This is a genomic window from Methanoregula sp. (assembly GCF_041645475.1).
Classification (GTDB): Archaea; Halobacteriota; Methanomicrobia; order Methanomicrobiales; family Methanospirillaceae; genus Methanoregula.
On the sequence record NZ_JBAZQA010000032.1, the window covers coordinates 1 to 4,545 of the forward strand.

The 4,545-nt window shown below is 56.5% G+C and carries 2 protein-coding genes and 1 pseudogene; 2 read left to right on the forward strand and 1 reads right to left on the reverse strand.

Features of this window, described 5'->3' with window-relative positions; translation table 11 throughout:
• Positions 1 to 127 precede the first annotated feature (127 nt).
• Positions 128 to 277, forward strand: a pseudogene (locus WC598_RS15370) (transposase); the annotation flags it as partial.
• 298 nt (positions 278 to 575) lie between these two features.
• Here the strand turns inward: WC598_RS15370 and WC598_RS15375 are convergent.
• Complete coding sequence (locus tag WC598_RS15375) at positions 576 to 1,898, reverse strand: hypothetical protein (protein WP_039575466.1); 1,323 nt, start codon at positions 1,896 to 1,898, stop codon at positions 576 to 578.
• Between the two features lie 687 nt (positions 1,899 to 2,585).
• Here WC598_RS15375 and WC598_RS15380 point away from each other — a divergent pair.
• A partial coding sequence (locus WC598_RS15380) for a TonB-dependent receptor domain-containing protein (RefSeq protein ID WP_372962383.1) occupies positions 2,586 to 4,545 on the forward strand: 1,960 nt, incomplete at its 3' end.

Here is a 4,545-nt window from a genome sequence, read left to right on the forward strand (position 1 = left end):
GCACAACCTCCGCCTCACGTAGCTTGCCGATAATCTCTTCCGGGCGATGCTTCTTGCTCGGCATTCTATATCTCCTTCGTCGTCCAAAATATCATCAATTTTGGACCACTCAGAAGGGGGCAGATCAGACCGCAACCGCGTCGAGCGCATGTTCGGAAAGCTCAAACAGCAACGACGCATCGCCACTCGATATGACAAAACCCTTCTCTCGTTCGAGAGCTTCCTAAACCTCGCCGCCACGCGGCTATGGCTGAAGTCTTTTGTCAACGCGGCCTAGGGACCTCACCGGCGGATTTCCATCAAGGCCAGCGGCACTCAAAACGCCGCACAAACAGGCCGGACATATGAAAGCAACCGATCAAAGCCATCGCGACCACAAAGCCCTTGCCATAGGGGGCGTCCACATATGAATCAGAAAACCGCCCAAAAAAGAATCCCCTTTGAATCAGCCAAATGTCATCCCGCTCTAACTCCTCGCCCAGCCAATGATATCTACGGCGGAAAACTCTAACCGCAACTGGTCCAGAATTCAGGTGGCAGAGCACCTGAAATGGAGGCGGCGCCGTTCTCACAGGTCAGAGCCGCACGCATCCCCGCAGGGTATCGCGCAGCACTGCAATTGAATTGCTGAGCGAGGCTTCGCCTTCCAGCCGCCCGTTGATACGTAGCATCACCGTCCCGCTTTGCTGCATGAGCAGGGGAACAAGTTGCGTACCCGTCACGCCGCCGATCCATTGAGTGCCGTTCGCATTGGCGCGCTGAACGGATATGCTAACGAGCCGACCGGAGAAGTTCCACGTCATCGTCATCGCATTGTCGGCGGAGGGCTTGTTGAGCAGCATCGCCATGTAGGGCTTTCCGCCTTCACAATAGAGACTGAGGGCTTCGATGTTGGGCGATGCCGCGGCGCTCACATAAGCCATGGGCGCGCGACCTTGCACCGGTACAACTTCCCAGGGTGTACCGGGAAGCGGCACTGCCGTTTCGGGCGGGCTTTTGTCCAACAGCGTCTTGATTTCCGGCGCAATCGGCAGCCTAACGCCCGAAGCAGACGGATAAACTGTTAGCTTGCCGCGCTCCCAAAGGCCCACCTGCACCGCACGGCGCGCCGGGTCTATTATTATATAGGCCTGCTCCACACCGCCCTGATGCTGCGCATTGCCGGAAAGATAGTAATAGTTCCCAGCCCGCTGCAATGGCGAGACGGCTGAGAGATTGGTCCGCAGCGCAGCCATCTTCGGCCCCATCCGGGCCTTCAATGCCGCAGCCAAGGTACCCTTATCGAACAGGTCGATATTGTCCTTGGCGTAGCTTCCCGGATATTTGCCGACGAGGCTGGCGAGATTGGTCCATTCCGCTGGAATGCCTTGCACGGCCACCGCCGGCTCAGGCCGTGGCGGCAGTGGCGTGCCAGCAAGAGCGCTGCCCTGGCAGAGCGTGAACGGGCCGCCACCCGTGAAGGCCGCATGGAAAGAAGCCGGGCGTTGGCCGCGCGGCAGATCGGATTCAAAGCGGATGACACCGCGCTTCTCGTCGTCGTTCACATACATGAGAACCCGACCAAAATCATTGCTGCTAACTGGAAAGGGAAAAAATACTGCCATGATGCCGTCATAGCTCTGGCCCATGAAGGTGAGAGCATATTCCACCCGAGGGGGCTTTATTTCCCGACCATTGGCGCGGAACGTCATGCCCTTTTCATCGATGGTTACGCGCGGTTCCTTTGAGCAGTCGCCGCGCGGGGCGTAGCTGCCAAAGATATGGTCGACGCCCTGATCCTTGAAGCTGGATAGTGGTAGCGCCTGCGCACTTGCGGCAGCAATCGTGGCAATCGCACAAGCGGCAAGACCTACACCCGAAAGGCGGATTGTGGACGGCATGTGAAATGGCAATGTCATGTCGAATCCCCATCGAAGTGGTGACGGTTTTCGCGCGCACATGGCTCAGTCACGAGGTAAATTGGTGCGCCGGTCGCCTTGATCCTATTTGGCCAACAGGATAGCTGACTTAAGGGATGGTTTGGTTCTGGTCATGGATGCCCCCACGTGAAAGCCCTGCCCGGCAGGGACCGTGACGTGGTTAATACGATCTTGATGACTCTAAAATGAACGGGAAGGAATAGGTGAACTGACCTGACCCCCTGGTTTCCACCAGCCGGGATCAGAGCCCGGCCTTTTGCACTGCTATCCAACTTTCGACCACGCGGGTCATGCGCTCCGGATCGGGCATGCCGTACCGCAGCCGCATCCAAAAGTCGTCGGCGCGCGCTCGACCGCGCCAAGGCTGAAGCGCTGACAGCAAGCATCGGATGTATAAACTGATATCTTCGGATCTGAGATGGCACACCTCCCACCGCCCCGAGCAAAATAATAAAGTGCCATAATAAAGTTCTTTACCAAATGCCGAAAAACTGCTCATCTTCCAGCCGAGCGGCGAGAATCTTTTCCTCTCCGGAAATCTCCTTCTGGCCACTCCTCAAACTCGGGGCAGCTCGGCGAGCTGCCCCATTTTTGAACATCGACAATCGGGGACAAGGACGGGTTCGCGCAAGAAACGAAAAAATCGAGACAGGGAGAGATAGGGTGATGAATAAGAAAGCCTATTGGTTGGCAAGCGCCGTCGTGATGGCGTTGCCACAGGTCTCAAATGCTCAGGAAGTCATAGCCGAAGAGCCAGATGGCGGTGACAATGTCATCGTCGTGACAGCGCAACGTCAGGCGCAAAGCTTGCAAGACGTACCGATCGCTGTCAGCGCATTCAGCGCTGAGGCGCTTGAAAGCCAGCAGATCGAAAATGCCTCGGATCTACAGCTGACGCTGCCCAATGTATCTTTCTCGAAAGGCAATTTCACCTCAGCTTCATTCACTATTCGCGGCGTTGGCGACCTGTGCGTCGGCGTCACCTGCGATGCTGCGACCGCAATCCATGTCAATGGATCACCCTTGTTCGGAACACGCCTGTTCGAGACCGAATATTTCGATCTGGAGCGGATTGAAGTCCTTCGCGGACCTCAAGGCACCCTGTTCGGCCGGAATGCGACCTCCGGGGTCGTGAATGTCGTGACCGCGAAACCCAAACTCTCCCGTTTCGAGGCTGAAGCGCAATTCGAGTACGGCAATTTCAACAGCATCGAAGCGCGTGGCATGGTCAACGTCCCGATCGGGGATATGATCGGCGTGAGGCTGGCGGGCATATATGTGAACCGCGACGGTTATACGACGAATCTCTATGATGGATCGGACATCGACGCTCGGGACCTCTATGCGTTGCGAGGCTCCCTTCGTTTCGAACCCGGTCCTGATACGACGATCGATCTCATGGGCTATTATTTCCGGGAAAAGGACACGCGCCTCAGAAACCAGAAACAAACGTGCCAACGCGATCCATTGGGCGTGCTCGGATGCCTGAACAATCGACGTGATTTCGATACCACGAACGCAAATTCAACGGTCGGTGCGACGCTCAGTTCATCCGAGTTCTTCGCCATTCAGGGCATTCCCGCCGTGCTCGGCCTCGGCAGCCTTTATGGCCCTGATGGGTTTTCCGGGTTTCAGGAGCCTGGCGATGTGCGTGTCGTCAACACGGCCTATACCCCTTTCTATTTTGCCGAAGAGCTACAGGTGCAGGCGCGCCTTGAGCAAAAATTCGGCGCGATGACCCTGACGGCCACCGGCATTTATCAGGATACTGAAGTCGATTCCAGGCAGGACTATTTTCTTGGAATTCAAAGCCGTGCCGGTTTCGCCCCGGCGCTCAATACGTTGGACTTTTTTGCGGCTAACGGATTACCGACAGGTCTTGCTCCGCCGGCGCCAGCCTTCATTCCCGGCTCTTCGGCCTATTTTTCGCCGATTGCCGGCGCTCTAATCCCGGACGGTCCGCAGGGCGTGCTGTGCACGTCGGATAATGATGATGGAAGCAGAGGCGCTTTCGAAGGGAACTCGCTGTGTTCCGAAACGCCGCTTTCTTTCGATCGATCTTCGGAACAACGCGAATCGTGGAGCGGAGAGCTCATCCTCACGAGTGACTTCGACGGGCCGTTCAATTTCCTGTTGGGCGGAATTTACGCGAAATCGAAAACCACCGACAATAGCTATTATGTGAACTCGTTTGCGCTCGATTACGCCAGTGCCGTATTGGGTTCATTCGGCTCCTTGTCGGGCGGCCTTCCGCCATCCTATTTCGCGACGTCGATGTATCGGAACAACTCGCTGGAATCGAATCTAGAGAGCTATGGCATTTTCGGCGAGGTCTATTTCGATCTAAGCGACCGGCTGACGTTGACCGGGGGGCTGCGTTACAATAATGACAAGAAGGATGTGACGGCGCGTACGACGCTGATCAGTTTCCTGAACCCTTATGCCAATGATGGAGATCCGTTCGATACCCCGATAACGCCCCTCACCGGGCCGTCTGGGCTTTTCGATGCCGACCCGGGGACGCCGGGCCAACAGCTCGCCCAGTTTCGCGAAGTAAGCTTCGACGAAATTACCGGACGAGCAGTTCTGGCCTTCGAGGTTACGCCGGACAATTCACTCTATGCAT

Coding starts and splice junctions, on each gene's coding strand:
- WC598_RS15375 (WP_039575466.1), bottom strand. CDS start 1,898: ATGACATTGCCATTTCACATGCCGTCCACAATCCGCCTTTCGGGTGTA.